General features: G+C 64.0%; 19 protein-coding genes. 9 read left to right on the top strand and 10 right to left on the bottom strand.

The genetic code is table 11. The features are described 5' to 3' along the window. The first annotated feature begins 88 nt into the window (after positions 1–88). Complete coding sequence (locus tag OUY36_RS01910; RefSeq protein WP_267936502.1) at positions 89–727, top strand: hypothetical protein; 639 nt, start codon at positions 89–91, stop codon at positions 725–727. A 58-nt stretch (positions 728–785) separates the two neighbouring features. Here OUY36_RS01910 and OUY36_RS01905 read toward each other — a convergent pair whose 3' ends face one another. Then, positions 786–2345, bottom strand: coding sequence for an ABC transporter substrate-binding protein (locus OUY36_RS01905; RefSeq protein ID WP_267936500.1), 1560 nt, complete (start codon positions 2343–2345; stop codon positions 786–788). Between the two features lie 361 nt (positions 2346–2706). Here OUY36_RS01905 and OUY36_RS01900 point away from each other — a divergent pair, with 361 nt between their 5' ends. The 4 genes from OUY36_RS01900 to OUY36_RS01885 are packed head-to-tail and all read left to right on the top strand — an operon-like array spanning position 2707 to position 7708. Beyond that, positions 2707–3012 carry a PqqD family protein gene (locus tag OUY36_RS01900; protein ID WP_125868639.1) on the top strand — a complete coding sequence of 102 codons (306 nt, stop codon included), beginning with the start codon at positions 2707–2709 and terminating at the stop codon, positions 3010–3012. Then, positions 3009–4082 carry a carbamoyl-phosphate-synthetase gene (locus tag OUY36_RS01895; RefSeq protein ID WP_125868638.1) on the top strand — a complete coding sequence of 358 codons (1074 nt, stop codon included), beginning with the start codon at positions 3009–3011 and terminating at the stop codon, positions 4080–4082. Before OUY36_RS01900 ends, OUY36_RS01895 begins: the two co-directional genes overlap by 4 nt. A 6-nt stretch (positions 4083–4088) precedes the next feature. Further along, complete coding sequence (locus OUY36_RS01890; protein ID WP_267936496.1) at positions 4089–5519, top strand: hypothetical protein; 1431 nt, start codon at positions 4089–4091, stop codon at positions 5517–5519. Continuing rightward, positions 5519–7708: an urea transporter gene (locus tag OUY36_RS01885; RefSeq protein ID WP_267936494.1), complete on the top strand. Its 2190-nt coding sequence runs from the start codon at positions 5519–5521 to the stop codon at positions 7706–7708. The genes OUY36_RS01890 and OUY36_RS01885 overlap by 1 nt, the downstream gene beginning before the upstream one ends. 15 nt (positions 7709–7723) lie before the next feature. Here OUY36_RS01885 and OUY36_RS01880 read toward each other — a convergent pair whose 3' ends face one another. Then, entirely contained in the window at positions 7724–8605 is an 882-nt protein-coding gene (locus tag OUY36_RS01880; protein WP_063541574.1) for a dienelactone hydrolase family protein, read from the bottom strand. 559 nt (positions 8606–9164) lie between these two features. On the opposite strand from OUY36_RS01880, the gene OUY36_RS01875 reads away from it, so the two are divergent. After that, on the top strand, positions 9165–11186 hold the full coding sequence (locus OUY36_RS01875; protein ID WP_156245400.1) for a methyl-accepting chemotaxis protein: 2022 nt from the start codon (positions 9165–9167) through the stop codon (positions 11184–11186). Here OUY36_RS01875 and OUY36_RS01870 read toward each other — a convergent pair. The 4 genes from OUY36_RS01870 to hslO form a co-directional block, all read right to left on the bottom strand. Further along, positions 11183–13108, bottom strand: coding sequence for a RecQ family ATP-dependent DNA helicase (locus OUY36_RS01870; protein WP_267936491.1), 1926 nt, complete (start codon positions 13106–13108; stop codon positions 11183–11185). The genes OUY36_RS01875 and OUY36_RS01870 overlap by 4 nt on opposite strands. Positions 13109–13307: 199 nt before the next feature. Beyond that, positions 13308–13910, bottom strand: a complete 603-nt coding sequence (locus OUY36_RS01865) for a nitroreductase family protein (protein ID WP_267936489.1) — start codon at positions 13908–13910, stop codon at positions 13308–13310. Positions 13911–14076: 166 nt separating this feature from the next. After that, on the bottom strand, positions 14077–15621 hold the full coding sequence (locus OUY36_RS01860) for a phosphoenolpyruvate carboxykinase (RefSeq protein WP_063541566.1): 1545 nt from the start codon (positions 15619–15621) through the stop codon (positions 14077–14079). 217 nt (positions 15622–15838) lie between these two features. After that, a complete protein-coding gene (gene hslO, locus OUY36_RS01855; protein WP_017244738.1) occupies positions 15839–16726 on the bottom strand; it encodes an Hsp33 family molecular chaperone HslO in 888 nt (295 codons plus the stop codon). 193 nt (positions 16727–16919) lie between these two features. Between hslO and OUY36_RS01850 the strand changes: the two genes are divergently transcribed. Next, entirely contained in the window at positions 16920–17711 is a 792-nt protein-coding gene (locus OUY36_RS01850; protein WP_267936486.1) for a phosphatase PAP2 family protein, read from the top strand. Here OUY36_RS01850 and OUY36_RS01845 read toward each other — a convergent pair. Further along, complete coding sequence (locus OUY36_RS01845) at positions 17708–18106, bottom strand: RNA-binding S4 domain-containing protein (protein ID WP_110778377.1); 399 nt, start codon at positions 18104–18106, stop codon at positions 17708–17710. The two genes, OUY36_RS01850 and OUY36_RS01845, sit on opposite strands and share 4 nt — an antisense overlap. A 101-nt stretch (positions 18107–18207) precedes the next feature. Here OUY36_RS01845 and rimB point away from each other — a divergent pair, with 101 nt between their 5' ends. Next, positions 18208–18675 (top strand): retropepsin-like aspartic endopeptidase RimB, encoded by a 468-nt coding sequence (rimB, locus tag OUY36_RS01840; RefSeq protein WP_014821964.1) that lies wholly within the window; start codon positions 18208–18210, stop codon positions 18673–18675. Then, positions 18672–19577, top strand: coding sequence for a 30S ribosomal protein S6--L-glutamate ligase (rimK, locus tag OUY36_RS01835; RefSeq protein WP_014821965.1), 906 nt, complete (start codon positions 18672–18674; stop codon positions 19575–19577). The genes rimB and rimK overlap by 4 nt, the downstream gene beginning before the upstream one ends. A gap of 22 nt (positions 19578–19599) precedes the next feature. Here the strand turns inward: rimK and OUY36_RS01830 are convergent, their stop codons facing one another. The 3 genes from OUY36_RS01830 to OUY36_RS01820 form a co-directional block, all read right to left on the bottom strand. Then, the gene (locus OUY36_RS01830; RefSeq protein ID WP_110778378.1) at positions 19600–20931 is read right to left on the bottom strand and encodes an ATP-binding protein; all 1332 of its coding nucleotides are present in this window, start codon (positions 20929–20931) and stop codon (positions 19600–19602) included. A 76-nt stretch (positions 20932–21007) separates the two neighbouring features. Beyond that, positions 21008–21742: an osmolarity response regulator transcription factor OmpR gene (ompR, locus tag OUY36_RS01825; RefSeq protein WP_014821967.1), complete on the bottom strand. Its 735-nt coding sequence runs from the start codon at positions 21740–21742 to the stop codon at positions 21008–21010. Positions 21743–21834: 92 nt separating this feature from the next. Further along, the gene (locus OUY36_RS01820) at positions 21835–23184 is read right to left on the bottom strand and encodes an HlyD family type I secretion periplasmic adaptor subunit (protein WP_267938255.1); all 1350 of its coding nucleotides are present in this window, start codon (positions 23182–23184) and stop codon (positions 21835–21837) included. Between the last annotated feature and the right edge of the window lie 4 nt (positions 23185–23188).

The following is a 23188-nucleotide window of genomic DNA, read 5'->3' as shown; positions in this document are numbered from 1 at the left end:
GCCACAACCGCTGCTTGAGCCTGATCAGTGAGCGTTGCTGTCAATGAGCCATAGTGTCTGGTATCCACGGCTCTAGCGGACGACGAACATGGCTGAGCTCAGCGCCTCTTTGAAACAGGCCAAGCGGTACGGGCTGACACTGGCCCTGTTGCTCGTAGCCGCGCACGGCCAGGCGGCCGCCGCGCCGCCAGCCTGCACCGGGGCGGACTATTACTTTCCCCCCGGCAGCTTCCCGCGACACTACCCGGCGTCCGACGAAGAGCGCAGACGCTGGTATGCCGAGCCCCTGGCGCGCCTGGGGGAACCCTCGCTGTCCTGCGGTCATTCGCCCGATCTACAAAGCTACCGCCTGCTCTGGCTGAACGGCCTGGCCCATCCGGTGACGATCCGCATCACCCGCAGCGGTGGCGCGGTCATGCTGCATGCCTTTCAGCTGTCCGGTTGGGGCAGGTCCGACCCAGGCAAGCTTGCCGCCTATTCGCACAGGCGCCTGGCCGAAGCCGACTGGAACAGGCTGCAGGCAGCCTTGGCGGCCGCCGACTTCTGGCGTCTGCCGACCTCGGGCAATCTCTACGGCATACATGGCGGACAATGGGTCATCGAGGGCAACGACCAGGGTCGTTACCATCTCGTCGATCGCTGGAGTCCTTCCAGCGGCACCTATCGCACCCTTGGCGATCTGTTCTTCGAACTGGCCGACTGGGCGCGCCCCTACCCGAATCAGTGACGCCGCAAAATGCAGAAGGCCCGCCGAGGGCGGGCCTTCAAGGGCAGGAGCCGGAACGTCACTCCTCGCTGCGTGACACGCCCCAGTAGAACTGCATCGGCGCGGTGATTCCCTGCAGGTCGCTGCGGAACGCGACCGGTTCGAAGAACTGCCCCAGCACGCCGAAGGCCCCGATATCCCACAGGCGCTGTTGGATGCGCTCGGCAAGCGCCACCTTCTGCGCCCCGTCCGCCCTCGCCGCCGCGGCACGCAACTGCTCCAGTTCGGCATCTTCCGCCCAGCCATACCAACCGCTCTGCGGGTCGCCGGAGAACGCAATGGACGAGGTATCGCTGAGGTCGACGGCGTTCCACCAGGTGTGGAAGATGCTCCAGCCGCCATCGGCCACCGAATCGCGCCGCTCACGCTGCTCGAGAAGGGTCGCCCAGTCCATGTCGCGTACCTGCACGGTCATGCCCAATTCCTTGAGCAACTCCACGGTCACCTGGGTGAAGGCCGCCATGACCGGGGTATCGGTCGGATTCAGCACAACCACCGGCGTGCCGTCGTAACCGGCGTCCTTGAGTGCCTGCCTGGCGGCCTGCAGGTCGCCCCGTTTCATGATCTCGCTACCGGCCTCGTTGGCCAGCGGCGTGCCACAGGGGAAAACCGAGTAACAGTTGCGCCAGTAGCGGGCATCGCCCAGCGCAGCGGACATGTAGGCATCCTGCTGCATGGCCATCAGCACGGCACGGCGCACACCCGGATTGTTGAATGGCGCCTGCTGATGGTTGAAGCGCGCCATGGCGACATTACCCAGCGGATCGGTGGAGGCGACGGTGATATCGGCGTTGCCCTCCATCAGCGAAATCAGTTGCGTGGAAGGCGATTCGACATAATCGACCTTGCCGTCGATGAGCTTCTGCACAGCCTCCTGCTGCGACGGGTAATAGCGCCATTCGACCACCTCCACGCCCGGGATCTTCGCCCCGGCCGCCTGTGACTGCACATCGTGGCGCGGCTTGTAGTTCGGGTTGCGCACATAGACCACCTTGTCGGCGGTGGTGCGCTCAGGCTTGTAGATGAACGGACCGGAGCCGACTGCCTCGGTAATCGGGCTGAACGCATCGGCCTGCGCCAGACGCTTGGGCATCATGAACGGCACGTTCACCGAAACCTTCGCCAGGGTGCGGATGATGCTCACGTCCGCCTCCCTCAGCACGATGGTGAAGCGCTGCGCGTCATCGACGCTGATGCTGCTGATGTTCTGGAACAACTGCTGCCCGGCACCGTCGCGCTTGCCCCAGCGCTGCAGCGAGGCAACGCAGTCCTCGGCCGTCACCGGCTGGCCGTCGTGCCATTGCAACCCTTCGCGCAGCTGAAAATGCCAGGTCTTCAGGTCGCTGGAGGACGTCCATTTCTCGACCATTTGCGGGCGCTGGCGCAGCTCTTCATCCAGCGCGAACAGCGTGTCATAGACCATGTAGCCGTGGCTGCGCGTCACGTAGGCAGTGCTGGTGACCGGGTCCAGGGTCGTCAGCCGCGCGTGCGAGGCAATCACCAGCTTGTCCGCACAGCCCGCAAGAAGCAGTGCAGCAGCCATGGCCGATAGCGTGAAAAGCATCTTCTTCTGGTACATCGCCGACCTCCTCCGGTCTCGACACAAACCTGTCTTCGCTGATCCGGGCTCGTGCAGAGGCTCGACGCTGTCGTCACGGGCTCGACGGGAATGCCCTGCCTGCGTACCTGCACCTGCGGCCGTCAAAAGACGCAGCAGCGGAACACGGCAGATTCACCCAGCTCATTCACTTTGAGATTAGTCCTTGTGCATTAGCTCGTCCGCTTCAAGTGATGGCCTTTTGACCCCAATCAATCGCCGATGAAAAAAAATCCGGACTGCATCCGGACATGACTATGATCAATAAGGGAAGGCAAAAGGCTACTACCGTGAAAGGCGCCTAACCCGCAGTTTCGCAGTACACACGGGGGTTTGAAGTGCCATGCCGAAGCCGTCTTTTCCAAGCAGCAAGGACCCCGGTTCGCTTGATCGACGCCTGCAGTTCTACGGCGACGAGTTCGTTTTCGATTCCGTCTCCGGCATGTTCTATAGGATTAATCCCAGTGCCTGTTTCATGCTGAAATCCCTCGCCGCCGGCACGCCCGTCGCGGACCTGCCAGCGAGACTTCAGGCACGCTATGAGCTGGACAGCGCAACAGCCAGCCGGGACGTTCAGCTCTTCCTCAACAGCCTGACGGCGCTGGAGCCGCTTGGCCGCCTGTTCGACCCAGCGAGGGGCGCGCCATGATCAATGTCGCCATCACTGGCCTGCATCGCGGTAATAATCCACAGCCCGGCGCAGCGGTAGCCGCCAGCCTGCGCCGTCGTTTCCCCAAGCTGCGTATCGTCGGTCTGTCCTACGACCCGCTGGAAAGCGGCCTGTACTGCCATGACGGGGGCCGACCGGACGTCGCCTACCTGATGCCCTTTCCCGGAGCGGGCGCCAAGGCGACCCTGGACAGGCTGGACGAGATACTGCAAACCGAACCGATCGATTTCCTGATCCCCTGCCTGGATTCGGAGCTGGACAACTACATCCAGCTGCAACCGGAACTCAAGGCGCGCGGCATCGGCTGCCTGCTGCCGAGCCAGCAGACGCTGGACGAGCGCGCCAAGGCCAACCTGGATACTTTCTGCGCACGGCTCGATGTACCGACGCCGCGAACCCTGATGGCCAACGACCCGGACACCCTGGCTGCACTGGCCTTGCAGCTGGGCTATCCGGTCTACGTCAAGGGTCGCTTCTACGAGGCCCATCTGGCGACGACGCCGAAGGAGCTGTACGAAGCCTTCAACAGCATCGCCAGCGTCTGGGGCACACCAGTGCTGGTGCAGGAACTGGTGGTCGGTGAGGAGTACGACATCCTCGGTTTGGGCGACGGAGAAGGCGGCCTGCTGGCGGCCTGCTCGATCCGCAAGATGCTGCGCACTTCGGCCGGCAAGGGTTTCGCCGGCGTGGTGGTAGCCGACCCCGAGCTCGACGAACTGGTCGCCCGCGTGATCGGCGCGCTGCGCTGGCCGGGACCCTTCGAACTCGAGTTCATCAAGGTGCCGGGCAAGCGCCATGCCCTGTTCGAAATGAACCCGCGCTTCCCCGCCTGGGTGGATTTTCCCTCCCAGCTGGGCTGCAACATGCCCGCGCGCCTGCTCGAGCAGCTCATCGGGCTGGACGTCACCCCACTGCAAAACTGCACCGCGGGGCAGATGTTCATCCGCCACAGCATCGATCTGGTAACCGATATCGCCGAGGTGGCGCAAATGACCATCAGCGGCCAGCGCGTCTGCATCGCAGACGAGTGCACGATAACCTCGAGGTGATTCGACGTGACTCAGGACTACAGCCAACCGCTCATCAGCAACGAGCTGGGCAGCAACAGCCCATATGCGGCGGCCGAGCGCAACAGCTTCGCCCGCGGCGTTCACGCGCCGACACTGTTCGAGATCGACGGCAATCCGATCCCGGCGCTGGTGGCCGACTTCGGTTCGCCGCTGTTCGTCTTCTCCGAGCATGCGCTACGCACCAAGGCGCGCCATGCCCGTGAGGCATTTCGCCGTCGTTACCCGAAAACCAGCTTCGCCTGGTCGCTGAAGACCAACCACCTGCAGGCCGTCTGCCAGATCCTGCACCAGGAAGGCTGGATCGCCGAAGTGGTTTCGGATTTCGAGTACGAGAAGGCCCGCTACCTGGGCTTTGCCGGGCCGGACATCGTCTTCAACGGGCCGTACAAACCGCGCGCCATCCTCCGCCGCGCCATCGACGAAGGAGCATTACTGCACATCGACAACTGGGACGAGCTGAGCCTGATCGAGGAGCTGACCCGCGACCGCAGCAAGCCGCTCGACGTGGGCATACGCGTGTGGCTCGACGCGGGCATTCGGCCGGTCTGGTCCAAGTTCGGTTTCGCCCTGGCCAATGGAGAAGCGGAGCGCGCCGCCGAGCGCATCGTGAAGAACCCCAGGTTGCGTCTGCATACGCTGCACACGCACATCGGCACCTACATTCTGGAGCCCTCGGCCTACCGCACCGCGACGCAGAAGCTGCTGGCGTTGCGCGACACCATCCAGCGCAAGCACGGCCACCTGCTCAACTGCCTCGACCTGGGCGGTGGCTTTCCGTCCAACAGCCTGCTGCATGGCATGACCGGCCCGGCCGAGCAGATCGTGCCACCGATCGAAGCCTATGCCGACGCCATCACCGAGGTGCTCAACCGTCTGCCGGAAAAGAAGCGGCCGCTCCTGCGACTGGAAACCGGACGTCATCTGGTCGACGAGGCTGGCTACCTGCTGACCAGCGTGGTGGCGGTGAAGGGCATCCATCGCCAACGTGCGGAAAACGAAGGCCTGTCCGCCCGTGATTACAAGGAACAACTGATCGCTGGCGAGGACAGCAAGGTCAACTACATCGTCGATGCCGGGATCAACCTGCTCTACACAAGCGCCTGGTACCGCTTCGAGGTGCGGCCCTCGCGCCTGGTCAACGAACCGCCCATGCCCTCGCGCATCTATGGCTCGCTGTGCATGGCGATCGATGTGATTCGCGACCATATCGACCTGCCGCCACTGGAGGTGGGTGATGTGCTCAGCGTGCACCCGGTGGGCGCTTACAACCTCAGTCAGTCGATGCAGTTCATCGCCTATCGACCGGCCGTCGTGCTGATCACCGAAAGCGGTGTACCCGAACTGATCCGCGCCGCGGAAACCCTGGAAGAGGTACAGCGGCTCGAACGGCTACCGGCCAGCCTGGTTGAACGCTGATGGACGCGCCGAACCTCGGAGCGGCCACCAGCGATGGCTCTGCGCATGCTGTCCACCGCTTCTCGACGCCGCTCGTCTCGATCCTCGGACCGGCACTCGGCGGCGCCTTTCTGATTCCGCATCCCTGGATCGGTGCACTGCTTTGGCTGGGCCTGTTCGAGAATCTGCGCTTCGCCGCCTTCGCCCTGTTCGGCACCGTGCTGGCCGAGGGCATCCTGCGGCTGTTCCAGATTCGCGACCATTCCCCGGCCGAGGGCAATCTCAAAGCCAACGCCCTGCTCGCGGCAATCGCCGCGGCATGGCTGACGGAGTATTCAGGCCTCGCCGTCGAGGCCCAGATTCTCGTGGTGGCCTGCACCGTCAGCGCCACCACGATCCTGGCGACAGCCACCTTGCGTCCGCTTTTGCGAGCCGGGCTGCCGCCGCTGGTGGTCAGCTACTGCATGGTCTCCGTGTTCCTGTTCGCGATCTTTCCGCACTGGACGCTTTCGGCCATGGCGTCGATGCAATGGTGGCCGGTGCCGGAGACGCTCCAGCAGTGGCTGGTGACCTACTTCCGCACCCTCGGCGCCCTGCTGTTCTCCCCCACTCTGGGGATCGGCATGATCATCGCGCTGGCCGTTCTGCTCTGGTCCCGGCTTGCCTTCTTCGCCGGTACGCTGGGCTGGATCGCCGGAATCGTCACTGCCGTCCAGCTGAACCAGCTGGGCGTTGTCTTCTATTGGATGCCGACGGCCTACAACTCGTTTCTGGCGGGTGCAGCCCTCGGCGCGATCTTTCTGGTTCCCAGCCGCATCAGCCTGCCCCTGGCAGCACTAGGTGGCGCCTCGGCAGCGCTGCTGGCCGCGGGCTTTCAGCATCTTTCGCCCTATACCGCGATCGGTTATCTGCCGCTCGCCTCGGCGCTGACGATCTGGGTCGCGCTAAGCGCGCTGGGTATGACCGAAAACTTTCTCGTGCGCCGCAACCGAACCATGGAGCTGTCGCCAGAAGCCGCATGGCAGCGGTTGGACTACTGGTCACGGCGCAGCGGCAGCGGCCCGTTCCTGATCGTGCCGCTGTGCGGCAAGTCACGCATCGCGCAGGGTGAAGACGGCCTGCTCAGCCATGTCGGCCCCTGGCGCCATGCCCTGGATTTCCAGCCTGCCGCTTCCACCGAACCTGGGCCCTTCGACGGTATGGTCATGGCTCCGGGATCGGGCTATGTCGAGCGTATCCACGACGGGGTCAGCGACAACCCTGCAGGCATCTGCAACTATGCAGATAACTGGGGAAACTACGTAATGATCCGCCTCGACCAAGGCGGCTGGGCGCTACTGGCGCATCTGCAACAGGGCTCGATCCTGGTCAGCCCCGGCGCACGGGTGGAGGTCGGCGCATTCATCGCGCGCATCGGCAACTCCGGACGCTCACCGACACCTCACGTGCACCTGCAATGCCAGGCAGAAGCCTATCCGAGCGCACCGACGATCGCCTTTCGGCTGGCCAACTTCCTCACGGCGCCGGACATCACGCAGCCATTCCAGCACTGGCATGCGACCGCGATGCCCTCACAAGGCACGCTGCTCTCGCCGGCACCGGCCAACCCCAACGTGCAGGCACTGCTGGCCAGCGCAGCCCCGGGCATCGCAGTCTGGAGCATCGAAACGGAAGGACAGCTGCCAAAGGGAATCCTCGGGCGTCAGGGCGACACCGAGCGGATCAACGTGACTCTCGACGCCGCCGGCCAGCACCTGCTGCGTGGCGAGCGTGGGGGGCAGATGACCGTGCAACTGGCTCCCGACGCCTGGCGCATCAGCGAGGTGCAGCAAGATTGCACGGCCTTGCTCTGGCTGCTGGCGCTGGCGGCACCATCGATACCCTATGCAGCGGCGCCAGGAATGAAGTGGGACGACCTCGCCCCGCTGCTGGCGTCGCGCATGCGCAGTGGGCTGCCACGGTTTCTCGCGCCCTATCGCTCCAAGCCCTTCGTGCGGGTCCGCTGCCATTGCACCGCGGCACCGGACAATGAAGGGCATGGCCTGGCCGTTGTCAGCGAGCCGAGCGGTTCGCTGCCCTGGCTGCCAACCCGGCTGTCATGCCGCCTGGACCGTCTCTGCGGGCCGGTATTCCTGCAGGCGGATTTTCCTCATGGCCGGATCACCTACACGCTGATCTCGTTCGAGCCGGGCCTGCCGTTCGATCGCTGAGCTCCCGCCAGCGCCTCAGTTGGCCAGTGCCACGTTTCGCCCATTGCGCGCAGCACGTGCCAGCTGCTGCTCCTGCGTCAGGTTGCCAAGCAGAAACCGCAGCATCCGGTCCCGGCTGTCCAGGGTCGCGGCCGGGTCACCCCCGATCAGCTTGCCTTGGAAGCTCTGCGGTGGCAGGCGCAGGTCGAACGAATGCGCCGCATCGGGGTAGACCTTCACCTCCAGCGGTGCCCCCTCGCCACGCACGCCCTGGCATTCGCTCGCCGGCACCCAGTTGTCGCGCCCGCCCGCGAGGATCAGCAGGGGCGCACTCAGCGATACTCGTGAACGCCCCAGCTCACCGCACCAGGGGTAATAGGCCACGACGCCGCGGAAAGCGGCCTCGCCGTTGCCATAACGCTGCGGGGCGGATTCCTTGGCAGCACGGATCGCCACGGCGCCGCCATTGCTCTGCCCCATAAGAAAAATATTGTCCGCCGCGACGAAGTCCTGACCGGCCAGATAGCGCATCGCATCGAAGGCATCGCTGGTGCGATAGGACAGTGCCCGATACAGGGCCGGGTTGTTCGAACAGAGTTTGCCTCCGCCGTACTGACGCGGGCCGAAGCTGTCCAGGTTGAGCACGACGAAGCCACTGTCGCGCAGAAATTCGGCATGCGTGCGCAACCCATCGCGCACGGCTGGCTGCCAACCGCCGCAGCCATGCATCAACACGATGGCCGGGAAGGGACCGCTGCCTTCGGGGCGATACAGTTCGGCATTGAGCAGCAGCGAGCGTGCGGTATGCGGATCGGATGCCTGCAACTGCACGGTTCGGCTGCTGGCCTGGGAAGCGATGGGCAACAGGAAGAGAGCGGCGCACAAGGCAAGGCACCGCAGGATGCGCTTGTCGTTCATATTCGGCAAACCTGAAGATAAAAAATCAATAAGTTACAAGAGATATTTAAATAAACACTTTAAATATAAATAACAGCTATCACTAACTCACCCAATAAAGAAAAGGGCAATTATAACCAGATCCGCTGAAACCTATTAGATAGAACCAACCTCGTTATTTCAGGAAGTCGGCCACAAATCGAATAACTTTAATTCTCTTAGTTATTGAGCCGCTTATAACCAAATAGGCATCCGTGCATGCAACGACCGGCAGAATCACCTGCGACAGCAGCCCATGCCGTTTGATCGTTGGTAATAAAGGACAACAACATCTGCACTCTCAGACATAACGAGATGGCCTTTCGACGAAGAAGCTGAGCGATATATCAGTACTTTCGTACAACAACTATCGAGGCATGGTCAGCGCTGGTGGCAGTCGCTACGTTCACGGCATCAGGCGAGACGCCGAACGGTGCTCAAGCGCTGACTCTGGCTGTCGATATCCAAGCTTAGAAGTTCAGCATCACGGCGCATTTCCAAGCTGCCCGATGCCAGCAGCCCCAACATGAGAGTAACGACCATGTCCCTGTTCTCCCGCTTCAAGGCCGGTGCCGGCTCTTCCTCTGGTGTCTGCAGCCTGCACGTTAGTGCCCGGCAGTTAGCCGAAGCGCTGGCCGGACTTCGCTTCGAGCCGACCTATGTAGCGGGATTCGTGTCGCCTCATGTGGACATCGACACGGTGGCCCGGCAACTGCGCCAGCGATTCCCGCATGCGGCGATGAGCCTGTGCAGCACCGCTGGCGAGCTTTCCAGCCAGAACCGCCAACTCTATTGCGCCACGAGCGGCCAGTGGGATGGCGTCGTCCTGCAACTGTTCGATGCGAGCGTCATTGCAGCGGCCGAGGTGGTGCATGTGCCGCTGGCCAGCGAAGACATCCGCAGCGGCGGCCAGCGCCTGCCGATGGCCGAACGTATCGCCCGCCTGACTGCCTCGATCAAGCGTTTGCAGGTGACGATGAAGATCGACTACCGCGACACCCTGGCCAACATCTTCTTCGACGGTCTGTCCGCTTCGGAGTCGTTCTTCATGGAGGCCCTGTACGAGTCCGGGCGCTTCCCCTGCCTGTTCGTCGGTGGCTCGGCGGGCGGCAAGCTGGATTTCCAGCGCACACAACTCCACGACGGCCAGCGCAGCTACCAGAACCATGCGCTGATCGTCTTCCTCAAGTGCGCGCGAGACGTACGCTTCGGCGTGTTCAAGAGCCAGAACTTCGAGCCGACGCCGCTCAGCCTGAGCGTGCTCAGCGCCTCCCTGGAGGATCGCTACATCAGCCAGGTGGTCGACGCTCGTGGCAACATTCGCAGCATGGTCCAGGCGCTCTGTGAAGCACTCAAATGCGCGCCGCAGGAGTTGGAGCAGCGACTCGCCGATTATTCCTTCGCCATCCGCGTCGGCGAGGAGGTGTTTGTCCGCTCGATCTCGCAGATCGACTTCGCCAACGAGCGCGTGCATCTGTTCTGCGACGTGGCGCCGGGCGAAGAGCTGATCATGGTCAAGCGCACCCCGCTGGCCGAAACCACGCGCCGCGATTATCAGCAGTTCATGCGCAACAAGCCCGGCAAGCCGATCGTGGGCATCCTCAACGACTGCATCCTGCGCCGGCTGAACAACGAACGAGCGCTCGGCAGCATGGACCCGGTGTTCGATGACGTGCCGGTGGCCGGTTATTCGACCTTCGGCGAGATCCTCGGCCTCAATCTCAACCAGACACTGACGGCGGTGTTCTTCTTCCGCACCAACGGCAAGGACGAGTTCCACGATGAGTACACCGACAACTTCATCGCCTACCACGGTGAATTCAAGGCGTTCTTCCTGCGCCGGCAGATCAAGAAACTCACCGGCCTGAGCCAGGTGGTGGTCAAGCAGATCGAGCAGTTCAAGCGCCAGGACTACAGTAGCGCGGTGGACATCAACGGTCTGGACGAGCATATCCGGCCGGTGTTCCGCGGCCTCGCCGACCTCGGTCAGGTGCTCTCGCAGGCCGACGAGGAACGCCGCTCGATGTCCGAACAGCTGAGTCAGTGCGCCACTGAACTGCACGGGTCAATGGACGACCTGACCCTGAACATCAACCAGCAGGGTACCGTCATCGAACAGGCCGGCAGCTCGGTCAAGCAGATGGTTCACCAGGCCGACGAGGTGGTCAGCAGCGCCCGCGACCTGGCACAGTCCAGCCAGCGCATCCAGTCGGTGGTGCAGACCATCCAGCAGATCGCCGGGCAGACCAACCTACTGGCGCTCAATGCGGCGATCGAGGCGGCGCGCGCCGGCGATATGGGGCGAGGTTTCGCGGTGGTGGCCGACGAGGTGCGCAAGCTGGCCGAAATCACCGGCAAGAATGCGGAGGAGATCGGCACCGACATCGATCGCCTGGCCAGCGAGATTCGCGCGGTGGCGCAGCATATCGAGACCCAGTCGGCCGGTGTCGGCTCGCTCACCGGGCTGCTCGATGCGCTAGAAAACTCAAGCAACCTCACCGCCGGCACGTCACGCCAGACCAAGGGCGTCGCCGACCGGCTGATCGGCCTGACCGCGCGCTAACCTTCCAAGCGCGCGCGGACCTCGGCGTAGGGGTAGGCCTCCAGCGAGGCGAAACCGGGGAGCTGGCGCGCCTTGAGCTTGGTGAACAGCGGCACGCTGACGCCGCAGAGAAAGCGCGTCAGGCACTCGGCACTGGGCGCACCGCCCTTGAGCTGCCGGTAGCGCTGACTGAACTCTGCGCAGCGCGCGGACAGGTCGATCTGCTCCAGTGGCGCCAGTGCCGGCGGTTCCGGCAGGCGCGCCACCTGACCGCGGCAGACCGAGCAATGCCCGCAGCGCTGCGGCGCCTGGCGATCACCGAAATAGGCCGCCAGCCGCTGGCTCAGGCATTCGCGCGACTCAAACAGCGCCAGCATGTTGTCGATGCGAGTGATCTCGCTGGCTTCGTGCTGCTTGAAATAGGCGTGCAGCTCGCCGCTCAATGCCTCGGCATCGAAGCACGCGTCGAGCAGCGCGTAGACCTCGGTCATCTGCTTGCTCTCCAGCTCGATCCAGCCCTTCTCCTGGAAATATTCCAGCGCTTTGACCACCCGGGCGCGGTCGGCGCCGTGCTGCCCATAAAGCGCGTCGAAATCCAGCGTGCACCAGGTCCGCGCCCGCGCCGAGGTATGCACGATGGCCTCGACGAACTGTCGCCGCTCGCCTTCGAACTTCGCCACCAGCACCTCGGGCTCGAGCAGATACTTGAAGCGGTATTCGGCGAAGTAGGCAAAACGCGGGGCGATGATGCCGCGTAGCTCCAGCTGCACCAGCAGGGTTTTCAGCGGCAGCTGGCGGATGTTGCTCTGCTCCGACAGCTGGTTGAGCATCAACTCCCATTGCCCGCCGGCGCCGGCCTGCAGCAGCTCGTCGAGCACGCAGCGGATGCCCTCGCGTTCCGGCGTATCGCCGTAGACGAAGTTCTGCAACACGCTGAGGCTGTCGCGATTGGCCAGCACCAGGCAATCGGACGGCTTCCCGTCGCGCCCGGCCCGGCCGATCTCCTGGCTGTAGTTCTCCACCGACTTGGGCAGGTCGTAGTGCACCACGTTGCGGATATCGGCCTTGTCGATGCCCATGCCGAACGCGATGGTGGCGACGATGCAGTTCAGCTCGCCGGCCATGAAGCGGCGCTGGATCGACTCACGCATCTCGTGAGCCATGCCGGCGTGATAAGCGCTGGCAGGAAAACCGCGCTGCGCTAGGTGCTCGGCAACCTGCTCGGCGGTCTTCTGCTGGGTGACGTACACGATGGTCGGCTGCCCGGCCCTGTCCGACAGCCATTCCACCAGCCGGCGCTGCTTGTGCAAGCCGCTGACCGGCTCCACCAGCAGATTGAGATTGGGCCGGTAGAAGCCGGTGGTCACCACGTCGTCCGTGGCGATCGAGAACTTGGCCTGCATGTCGGCGATCACCGGCGGCGTCGCCGTGGCAGTCAGCAGCAGTACCTGGGGAATGTTGAACTGGCGCTGGTAGTCGGGAAGCTTGAGGTAATCCGGGCGGAAGTTGTGCCCCCATTCGGAGATGCAGTGCGCCTCGTCAACCACCAGCAGCGAGATCGGCACCTGGCTGATGAAATTCCGGAAACGCTCGTTCTTCAATCGCTCCACCGAGATCATCAGGATCTTCAGTTCGCCGGACTTGGCCCGCGCCATGGTTTCGCTGGCCTGCTCGCGGCTTTGGGCCGAGTCGATGCTGCCGGCGGCGATGCCATGCCGCTGCAGAAAGGCCAGCTGATCCTGCATCAACGCCAGCAACGGCGAGACCACCAGGGTGAGATGTGGCAGCAGCAGCGCCGGTAGCTGATAGCACAGCGACTTGCCCGACCCCGTGGGAAAGATCGCGGCCGCCGAGCGGCCGGCCACCACGGCGCGAACGGCCCGTTCCTGGCCGGGACGAAAGCCGTCGTAGCCGAATGTCTGTTCGAGCGTCTGTTCGATCATGCTGAGTCACTCCCTTGACTGGAGGCCGGAGGGTAGCAAAAGGAGGGAGACGGTACTGCAAAGCGGCTGACATGTGCGGCCGGTCGTCGGAGCGCGTGGCCATCAGCCCAGCGATGGCCTTGGGCGGGCCGGATGAGGCTTTGAAGAGGGCAAAGCGGGCCCAGCGGAAGGACGCATTGCGCGCCCTTCGCCAGAAGACTCAGAAGCGATCGCGGATGACCACCTCATCGAACGGCAACTTGCCGACGCGCGGCTTCGGCTCGGCGGCGCGCTTGCCCACCGCGACCATCAGCGCGATGACATGGTTGTCCGGCAGGTTGATCAGCTTGCCGACCGCCTCGAAATCGAAGCCATCCATGGGGCAGGAATCCAGGCCCTTGGCGCGAGCGGCGAGCATTAGCGTCTGCGCCATCAGACCGCAGCTGCGCATGGCCTCGTCACGCTGGACCTGCGGCTTGCCACGGTAGTAGGCATCGATGGCACCGGCCATGTAATCCTGCACCTCGCTCGGTGCACCGTCCCAGACGCGACGAACATTCCTTTCCCAGCTGTCGACTTGCGCGCAGATCACCACCAGCATCGAGGCGTCGGTCATCTGTGCCTGATTCCAACCCACCTCGCGGATCTGCGCGCGCAGCGCTGGGTCGCTGACCTCGACGAAGCGCACATGCTGCAGATTGAAGGCAGAGGGCGCCAGCAGCGCCAGCTGCAGCAGCTCGTCCTTTTCTTCACGGCTCAGCTGAAAGCTCGGGTCGTACGCCTTGACGGCGCGACGGGTGCGGATGGCTTCTTCGGTATTCATGGCGCACGGTTCCTCGTAATGAACAGTCGCGCCATGCTAAGGGCGCCGACCAATCGAATCCATGTGTCTTGACCGATAAGAATCATCGAAGCCTTTGATCTAACTCACCACCCGGCTCAAACGAAAAAGCCGCCCGGAGGCGGCTTTCGATCACGCGGCAGGCAGCTTAGAGCTGCGGGCCGGCGTTGCGGATGGCGTCGGAGACGTCGAACTTCTTGAAGTTCTCGATGAACTTGCCAGCCAGTTCCTTCGCGGCCTGGTCGTAGGCGCTCTTGTCGGCCCAGGTGTTGCGCGGGTTGAGCAGCTGGGTATCGACGCCGGCAACGGCCTTCGGCACGTCCAGATTGATGATCGGCAGGTGCTCGGTCTCGGCACCTACCAGTGCACCGCTCTGGATCGCAGCGATCACCGCACGGGTGGTCGGGATGTTGAAGCGCTTGCCAACGCCGTAGCCACCGCCGGTCCAGCCGGTGTTGACCAGATAGACCTTGGAGCCGAAGCCGTTGATGCGCTTGATCAGCAGCTCGGCATATTCACCGGCCGGACGCGGGAAGAACGGCGCACCGAAGCAGGTGGAGAAGGTCGACTTGATGCCGCTACCCGAACCCATTTCGGTGGAACCGACCAGCGCGGTGTAGCCGGACAGGAAGTGGTAGGCAGCCTGCTCGTTGTTCAGGATCGACACGGGCGGCAGTACGCCGGTCAGGTCGCAGGTCAAGAAGATCACCGCGTTCGGCTCGCCACCGAGATTCTTCTCGGAACGCTTCTCGACATGCTGCAGCGGGTAGGCGGCGCGGCTGTTCTGGGTCAGGCTGGCGTCGGCGTAGTCAGGCAGACGGGTACGTTCGTCGAGGACCACGTTCTCCAGTACAGCGCCGAACTTGATGGCCTTCCAGATTACCGGCTCGTTCTTCTCGGACAGGTCGATGCACTTGGCGTAGCAGCCACCCTCGATGTTGAACACGCGACCAACGCCCCAGCCGTGCTCGTCGTCACCGATCAGGTAACGGCTCTCGTCGGCCGACAGGGTGGTCTTGCCGGTGCCGGACAGACCGAAGAACAGGGTGGTGTCGCCGTCTTCGCCAATGTTGGCAGCGCAGTGCATCGGCAGCACGTCGACGTCCGGCAGCAGGAAGTTCTGCACGGAGAACATGGCCTTCTTCATCTCACCGGCGTACTGCATGCCAGCGATCAGGACCTTTTTCTCGGCGAAGTTGATGATCACGCAGCCGTCGGAGTTGGTGCCGTCACGCTCGGGTACGCACTGGAAGAAAGGTGCGTTGAGGATGCGCCATTCGCTCAGACCGGCCTGGTTGAACTGCTCGGGAGTGATGAACAGGCAACGGCCGAACAGGTTGTGCCAGGCGGTTTCGGTGGTCATCTTGACCGGCAGGTAGTGCTCGGGATCGGCACCGACATGGACATGGGAGACGAAGCTGTCACGCTCGCCGAGGTAGGCTTCGACGCGGTTCCACAACGCCTCGAAGTTGCCGGCCGGGAACGGGCGGTTGATCGGGCCCCAGGCGATCTTCTGCTGGGTGCTCGGCTCTTCGACGATGAAGCGGTCAGCCGGAGAACGACCCGTGCGGTGCCCGGTCTTCACCACCAGAGAGCCATTGGCGGACAGTTCGCCCTCTCCGCGCTTGACGGCTTCTTCAATCAGTTGAGCGGTGCTGATGTCGGTGTACACGGCGTTGGTGGCTTGCGTCATGAGTGTTCCCGTCGGCCCTGGGCCGATTCCTCCATGCTGTTGTAGCCCGCCGAACAGCGAACTACATCGAAAAAAGTGCGCGCGATTATGCCAGATAATGCGCCGCGCTGGGTATGAGGCCGTGATGGCCAAATAGTTCACTGTCGGCGCGAGGCCGCCGGCATCACCGGGCAGCCCCGCGGAACCTTGATGCAGACGCGTTGCGCGTCAGGCCGATTCAGTGGCGGGTATCAGACGGCGCCTCGCTGCCGCCGCCGGCGAACAGCTGGGCCACGTCCGCGGCGTCATAGGTGTATTTCTCGTTGCAGAACTGGCAATCGATGCTGACCGTTCCGCCCTGCTCAGCCACCAGTTGCAGGGCGTCTTCCTCGCCCAGGCTGACCAGAGCACGGGCGGAGCGCTCGCGCGAGCAGCTGCAGCGGAAGCGGATCGGCAGCGCATCGAACAGGCGCAGCTGCTCCTGGTGGTAAAGCCGATGCAGCAGCGTCTCGCTGTCCAGCCCCAGTAGCTCCTCGGCGGTCAGCGTGTCGGCCAGAGTGCGCAGGTGCTCCCAGCTGGCGTCACGCTCCTCTGGATCCTTGAGCCGATCGGCCGGCAGCTGCTGCAGCAGCAGACCGCAGGCACGACGACTGTCAGCATTGAGCCAGAAACGCGTCGGCAGCTGCTCGGAAGCGGCGAAGTAATCGGTCAGGCAGGCTGCCAGGTTGACTCCCTCCAGCCCGACGATGCCTTGATAACGCTGGCCGTTGGCCGGGTCGATGGTGATCGCCAGCATGCCTTCGGGCATCAGCTCGCCCAGCGTTGCACCTGGCTGAATCTGCTCGGCGTGATAGCGGGCGATACCACGCACTTCGCGCGCGCTGGAACACTCGACCATCAACAGCGGCACGGCACCGCTGGAGCGGGCCTGGAGGATCAGCAGCCCGTCGAACTTGAGCGTGCCGACCAGCAGCGCGGCCGCCGCCAGCAGCTCGCCGAGCAACTGGGCCACAGGTTCTGGATAGGCGTGCTTGGCGAGCACGTGCTGGTAGCTTTCCTCGAGCGTGGCGATCTCGCCGCGAACATCGGAATCATCGAAGAGAAAACGCTGGGTTTGATCGGGCATAGCCGGAAAGCTCGCAGGTACGGCGGAGGGAGCGGCAATTTTAGGCGCAAAGCCGGCCCTTACCAAGGGCGGGCGCCAGACGGAGTGCCGGACAGCCGAAAGCTGAACGCTGGCTGAACGGCTCGCAGGTAGTCAGGACAGGCGTAACGGCAGGCCCTAGCATCGCGCGCAATCGCAACTCCAGGGAAGACCCATGCCCGTGACCACGCCCCAGGCGCGCTGGCGCCCGCTGTCTTTGTTCATCACTCACCTGCTCGCCGGCCTGTTGCTGCTCAGCTGGCTCTGGCCCACCAGCCGCCCGCTCTGGAATGCCATCGACCACGCGACCTTCCAGCTACTCAACGGCTCGCTGGGCCAGCAGGCCTGGTGGGACTGGCTGTGGGCACTGGCCAGCATTCGCGTGTTCGACATCCTCGTCGGCGCCCTACTGCTGACTCTGCTGATCCGCCGCGACTGGCTGTTCGCGCAGCACCAGCTGCGCCCGGCGCTGTTCACTTTCGTCGCGCTGCTGCTGGTGCTATTGGTGATTCGCGTGCTGGTGACCAAGCTGGCCGGACACTTCGGCTGGCAACACGCCAGTCCCTCGCTCGAGATCGCTGGCGCCTATCATCTGAGCGACCACTTCCCGCTGCTCGAGCAAATATTCGAACTCAAGGATCGTTCCAGCCGCAGCTTCCCCGGAGATCACGCCTCGGTGCTGCTGATCTGGGGACTGTTCATGGCGCTGTTCGCCCGTGGCGGCCGCCTGGCAATGGTGCTCGGCATCACCTTGCTGTTCATGCTGCCGCGGTTGGTAGCCGGCGCCCATTGGCTCAGCGATGACTTCGTCGGCGGGCTGCTGATCGCTTTGCTGGCCATCGGCTGGGGCTACTTCACACCACTGGGCGCGCATATCGCTGCACTGTTGCAGTGGCTGGCTCGTGCGCCCATGCAGCTGGCCGCCAGGCTGCCGTTGCTGCGCCAGCTGGCCGTGCTGCGCGGCTAATCCGGCTTGAAGTCACGCAGCAGCTGGATCTGCCGACGCTGCTTCTTGCTCGGCCGGCCGTCGGTCTGCATGCCGAGGGCACCTGCCTTGCGCTGGGCTGCCGCTTCCTCGCGAGCGGCCAGACTCTGCGGCGTCTCTTCATAGAGCGTTTGCGCCTCGGGTGCGCCGCGGCGCACCGCCGACAGCGCGCGGATAACCACCGTACGCGCGTCGAAGCCAACGCGAATCACCAGCTCATCGCCGATCTTCGGTTCCTTGCTCGGCTTGCAACGCTCGCCGCGACAGTGCACCTTGCCACCTTCGATGGCCGCCTTGGCCAACGCGCGGGTCTTGAAGAAGCGCGCGGCCCACAGCCACTTGTCCAGGCGCACCTTGTCGTCGTCTTTTTCAGCCATCGTCCAGCTCTAACTCCTACACATCGTTCTAGGGTGTTACAGACGGATGCAGTTGTCATGCACCCCAACTAGAATGCCGGCAAATTCTTCGGACACGCCCATTGAAGAGACTCGACCCCCACACCGTGATCGGACTGCGTGAATGGATCGCCCTGCCGGATCTCGGCGTGGTGGGCCTGCGTGCCAAGGTCGATACCGGGGCCAGCACCTCGGCGCTGCACGCCACCGACATCAGCGAATTCGAACGCGATGGGCAACGCTGGGTTCGCTTCACCGCGCACCTGGGCACGCTGGTGCAGCGGCGCCATCGCTGCGAGGCGCCACTGGTCACGCGCAAGCTGATCAAGAGCTCCAACGGCCAGGTGCAGACGCGTTACGTGGTGCGCACCCTGCTCGCGCTGGGCAGCCATGTCTGGCCGGTGGAGTTCACCCTGACCTGCCGCAAGACCATGCGCTACCGCCTGCTGCTCGGCTCCAAGGCACTGGTCGACGGTCAATGGCTGATCGATCCGTCGCGAACCTATATCCAGGACAAACCCCAGATCCTCACTTCTTCCGGTGCTCAATGAAAATCGCCGTGCTGTCGCGCAATCCGCGTCTGTATTCCACCCGTCGCCTGGTCGAAGCCGGCGAGCAGCGTGGCCATGAAGTGGTGGTGATCGATACGCTGCGCGCGTACATGAACATCGCCAGCCACAAGCCGCAGATCCACTACCGCGGCAAGCCGCTGGAGGGCTTCGACGCGGTGATCCCGCGCATCGGCGCCTCGGTGACCTTTTATGGCTGCGCCGTGCTGCGCCAGTTCGAGATGCAGGGGGTGTTCCCGCTCAACGAGTCGGTGGCCATCGCCCGCTCGCGCGACAAGCTGCGCGCCCTGCAGCTGCTCTCACGTCGCGGCGTCGGCCTGCCGGTGACCGGCTTCGCCCACTCGCCGGACGACATTCCCGATCTGATCCAGATGGTCAATGGCGCCCCGCTGGTGATCAAGGTGCTGGAAGGCACCCAGGGCATCGGCGTGGTGCTCTGCGAAACCGAGAAGGCGGCCGAATCGGTGATCGAGGCCTTCATGGGGCTCAAGCAGGACATCATGGTGCAGGAGTACATCAAGGAAGCCGGCGGCGCCGATATCCGCTGCTTCGTGGTCGGCGACAAGGTCATCGCCGCGATGAAGCGCCAGGCCAAGCCAGGAGAATTCCGCTCCAACCTGCACCGCGGCGGCTCCGCCAGCCTGATCAAGATCACCCCGGAAGAGCGCATGACCGCCATCCGCGCCGCCAAGGTGATGGGCCTCAACGTCGCCGGCGTCGACATCCTGCGCTCTAACCACGGTCCGCTGGTGATGGAGGTGAACTCTTCGCCGGGCCTGGCCGGGATCGAGGAAACCACCGGCAAGGACGTCGCCGGGCTGATCATCCAGTACCTGGAAAAGAACGGCGGCCCGCACCTGACTCGCACCAAGGGCAAGGGCTGATCCGTCCACGCGGCGAGCCGGTTTACTCGGCCGGCTTGCCCTGCACCGCGTCGCGCGGCAACAACAGCCCCAAGGGTAGGCTGACGCGTGCCTCCAGGCCACCGCCCTCGCGATTACGCAGCTCGACGATGCCACCGTGCTGCGAGGCGATACGCTTGACGATGGCCAGGCCCAGCCCGGCGCCCTGCCCACCACGGGCGCGATCGCCGCGGATAAAGGGGTTGAACAGGCCTTCCAGCTCGGCCGGATCAATTCCCGGCCCGCGGTCGAGCACGCTGAGCACCACATAGGGCGCATGCTGGTCGCCGGAGACATAGGCCGCCACCTCGACCCCGTCACCGCCATAACGCAGCGCATTTTCGATCAGGTTGACCAAGAGGCGCTTGACCGACACCCGGCGCAAGGCGAACGGCGGCATCGGTTCAACACATAGACGCACGATTTCCTGCTGCTGGTTGTAGGGCGCCACCACTTCGCGGATCAGCTCGCCGAGGTCGGTGGTCTCCACCGGCTCGTCGCTGCCGTCGCGGACGAAAGCGAGGAACTGATCGAGGATCGCATTCATGTCCTCGACATCACGAATCATGTCGTCAGTCAGCTCGTCATCGCTGCTCATCAGCTCCAGCGACAGGCGCAGGCGCGTCAATGGCGTGCGCAGATCATGGGAAACCCCGGCCAGCATCAGTTCGCGCTCACGGCCAGCCTGCTCGACGTCCTCGGCCATCTGGTTGAAGGCGCGATACACCTCGGTCATCTCGCTCGGTGTGTCGCCGATCGGCAGGCGCACGCGCCGGCCCTTGCCGATCTGCCGCGCGGCGAAGACCAGCCGCTTGAGCGGCAGGTTGAGCTGACTGACGAAGATCCACGCCGCGCCGGTGGACAGCAGGCCGATACCGAGGAACCAGCCGAGCACGCTCCAGATGCGCTGACCACGCAGCGGATAGGCATACAGCGGCACCTGCACCCAGTCCGGCCCCAACGCAGGCGCGCGCACCCAGATCGCCGTGGACGGCTGGATACGCACGCGCACCTCGGTATCGTCGCCCAGCTCGTCGCGCATCTGCCGCTGGAAGATCTCGGTGTAGGGCCAGTGGTATTCGCTGCGCGGCACGTTCTGCTCGGCCACCAGTTGCAGACCGGCGGCACGGCCGATGCGGTCGCGGTCCTCGAGGTCGGCGGCCCAGTAGGCACGCAGGGTCAACGCCGCGCCGTGGCTGTACTGACGGTCCACCAGTACATCCTCGTTGGTCATCAGATAGACCAGCGTCAGGACCTTGGAGAACAGCACCACGATCAGCACCATCCACAGGGTGCGGGCGAAGAAGCTTTGCGGGAACCAGAGCGGAGTCTTCATGAAAAAGCGGCGGCACGCCTCGGGCTGCGGGTAACGAGGCTATCGCGCCCGCAGCCGGTGGCACGCCGTGATCGACTCACTTGTTGCCGTCCGGCACGAATACGTAACCCACACCCCAGACGGTCTGGATGTAGCGCGGCTTGGACGGGTCCGGCTCGATCAGCCGGCGCAGGCGGGAAATCTGCACGTCGATGGAGCGCTCCAGCGCATCCCACTCGCGGCCGCGGGCGAGGTTCATCAGCTTGTCCCGGGTCAGCGGCTCGCGGGCGTGCTGCACCAGCGCCTTGAGCACGGCGAACTCACCGGTGGTGAGCATGTGCACTTCGTTGCCTTTCTTCAGCTCACGCGTGGCCAGCGACAGCTCGTACTCGCCGAAGGTGACGGTCTCGTCCTCACTGGCCGGAGCGCCCGGCACCTGTGGCGCCTGCCGGCGCAGCACCGCACGGATGCGCGCGAGCAGCTCGCGAGGGTTGAACGGCTTGGCCAGGTAGTCGTCGGCGCCCTGCTCCAGGCCCTGGATGCGGCTGGCCTCGTCGCCCTTGGCGGTGAGCATGATGATCGGAATCTGGTTGTTGCCCTCGCGCAGCCGGCGGCACGCGGAAAGCCCGTCCTCGCCCGGCATCATCAGATCGAGCACCACCAGCTGGAACAGCTCGCGGCTGAGCAAACGGTCCATCTGCTCGGTGTTTTCCACGGTACGGACGCGGTAGCCCTGCTCGTCGAGAAAACGCTCGAGCAGACGTCGCAGACGGGCATCGTCATCGACGATGAGGATTTTTTCGCCTTCGCTGGCTGGCGCAGTGCTGCTCATGGAAACTCCCAGATGGTCGACGGCGCATTATTGCGCAGTGTGGATCGGCCCTACTGACAGCCATTGTTAGCAGATTTTTCCTTCGCCACCACCTAGCGCTCGCGAAGTGCCTCGGCCTTGGCGCGGATGATCGGCTTGAGCAGATAGCTCAGCACGCTCTTGTGGCCGGTGATGATGTCTACCGAAGCCATCATGCCGGGGATGATCAGCAAGGGTTTCTCATCGCTGCCCAGGTGACTCTTGTCGGTGCGCAGATGGATAAGGAAGAAGCTGTTGCCATCCTCGTCGGTGATGCTGTCGGCGCTGATGTGTTCCAGCTCCGCCTTCAAGCCGCCATAGACGGTGAAGTCGTAGGCGCTGAACTTGACCATCGCCTCCTGCCCCGGATGCAGGAAAGCGATGTCCTGCGGGCGAACCTTGGCCTCGACCAGCAATGTATCGTCGAGCGGGACGATTTCGACGATGTCGCTGCCTGGCTGGATGACGCCGCCAATGGTGCTGACGAGCATCTGCTGGACAACGCCGCGAACCGGGGAGGTGACGAGCGTACGGCGCACCCGGTCTTCCAGTGCCTTGCCGGTGGACTTCAGCTTCGACAGCTCGGTGCGCGCCTCATTGAGCTGAGTCAGGGCCTCGCTGCGGAAACGCCCGCGCGTCTCACCGATCTTGCTTTCGATCTCCTTGATCGCCGCATGGGCGCGAGGCAACGCCAGGGTGGTGGCATCGAGTTGCCCGCGACTTTCCACCTCAGCCCGCTTGAGCCGAAGCACTTCCACCGGTGAGATGGCGCCGCTTGAGACGAGCGGCTCGGACATCGCGATTTCCTTGCGCAACAGGGCCAGGCTGCTGCGGAACTGCTCCTGCTTGGAGCTCATCTCGCGCACTTCCTGACGACGCTGGGCGAGCTGCTCTTCCAACCCGCCGATTTCAGCGCGCAGCTGGTCGCGGCGACTCTCGAACAAGGCGCGCTCGCTGTCGGCGAGGTTGGGGGCATCACGCAGCACATTCTCGGGCATCGCCAGGTCGCGCCCCTCAACCTCGGCCGACAGGCGCTCCACTCGCGCTGCCAGCGCCAGGCGGTCAGCTTCGGTTTCACCCACGTTGGAGGCGAAACGCGTGTCGTCCAGACGCAGCAGCGGATCGCCGGCCTCGACGATCTGTCCCTCGCGAACGAACAGCTCGGCGACGATGCCGCCCTCCAGGTTCTGGATCTTCTGCAGGCGTGACGAGGGAATGGCCTTGCCTTCACCCCGGGTGACTTCATCGACGATGGCGAAATGCGCCCAGAGCACCAGGAACAGCACGAACGCGACCAGTCCCCATATCGTCAGGCGCACCAGTCGCGGTGCATCCTCGATGAGCGCCTTGCGCACCTCCGGCAGCGGCTCGCCACGCGAGCCGAACACCGAGCCGAAGCCACCGCGCGCCTGGCTCGGGCGGATCGAA

The sequence above is a fragment of the Stutzerimonas sp. R40042 genome (assembly GCF_026642215.1).
Lineage (GTDB): Bacteria > Pseudomonadota > Gammaproteobacteria > Pseudomonadales > Pseudomonadaceae > Stutzerimonas > Stutzerimonas frequens.
The sequence above is the reverse complement of the archived record's forward strand: the minus strand, read 5'-3'. Positions and strand labels throughout refer to the sequence as shown.